This is a genomic window from Phocaeicola sp. RTP21198st1_B8_RTP21198_201120 (assembly GCF_040929485.1).
Taxonomy (GTDB): Bacteria; Bacteroidota; Bacteroidia; order Bacteroidales; family Bacteroidaceae; genus Phocaeicola; species Phocaeicola dorei.
In genome coordinates this window covers 1-1184 of record NZ_JBCOCI010000311.1, presented here as the reverse complement: position 1 = coordinate 1184, position 1184 = coordinate 1, and the positions used below count along the sequence as shown (strand labels likewise).

The window sequence follows — 1184 nt, the reverse complement described above, 5'->3', positions numbered from 1 at the left end:
GTATTTGATGGAGTGATAACCGATGAACCCCCACCCTATTATTTTGTATTAAGTAAACCGTCAACTAAACTGAAATACCCTGAAAATCGTAGTTTTGATAGGATTAATGATGCAGAAATTGTTATTGTTGATTTGACAACAGGTATAAGAGATACATTACAGAATGCCAAATTGACTGGTTATCAGGATTTTCGATTTTATGATCACTATAGAGATAAAGATGTTACTGTTTATATGAAATGGCTTCCTGGTGAAACGCCTGGTGGACTTTATGTTACTAATAAGATTTATGGAGTTGAAAATCATACCTACGAACTTCATATCAAATACAAAGGAAAGGAATATACAGCATGTGAGCGGATGGTGCCTAAAACTCCAATAGACAAAATAGTAATGAAACGTATTGATACTGGAGAAGGTGAACCTAATGAAACTCCATGTATCAGTTTTTATAATCCTCCTGAAGAGCATAACTATTATTTGCTTAAAACAGATTTTTGTTCTTCAAAAGTGCTTCGTGTCGCATCTGTTTATAATCTATATTATGGAACAACGAATAGTGCCGGTTGGCCATATTCTATTTTGGATGATGAATATTTGGCGGAAAATGTGATAGACTATGTTGTGAGCGAGGGAGAGCAGTTTGTACTCCCTAATCGTCCGGGGTTTAGCTATCCTGTAAGTGATTCCATTTGGATAAAAATGCAGTCCATATCTGAAAATTGCTATCAGGTGTTTGATCAAATGATTAAGCAAATACGTTCGGATGGTGGAACTTTCTCTCCGCGTCCGACCTCTGTAAAAAGTAACATTGATAATGGTGCTTATGGAATATTCCGTGTCAGTGCTATCTCTGAAATCTATTTTTATAAGAAACATAGGATTTGATGGAAAAATACCTGTTATTATTTATATTATCCTGCTGTGGAAATTTCACCATATGTAATGCTCAGACGATTACTGTCAGAGGTCGTGTGACCGACAGAAAAACCGGAGAAGTGCTCTCGGATGCTAACATTGGAGACCTGATGTCGAGAACAGGAGTAGCTGCCAATACGTATGGGCTATATTCCATTCGTATTAAAGGTGGACGTTGTGTCTTAAGATGTTCGATGCTGGGCTATGTAACCCAAATGGATACGTTGACTCTGACTGCAAATTCGGTTCATAATTTTGCTTTGATG

At 37.0% G+C, this 1184-nt stretch carries 2 protein-coding genes; both read left to right on the top strand.

Annotation, left to right across the window (positions count from 1 at the left end; all coding sequences use genetic code 11):
* Positions 1-888 (top strand): DUF4249 family protein (locus tag AB5935_RS25775; protein ID WP_368327847.1); only part of this gene is annotated, 888 nt, incomplete at its 5' end.
* A partial coding sequence (locus AB5935_RS25770) for a carboxypeptidase-like regulatory domain-containing protein (protein ID WP_368327846.1) occupies positions 888-1184 on the top strand: 297 nt, incomplete at its 3' end. The genes AB5935_RS25775 and AB5935_RS25770, both read left to right, overlap by 1 nt.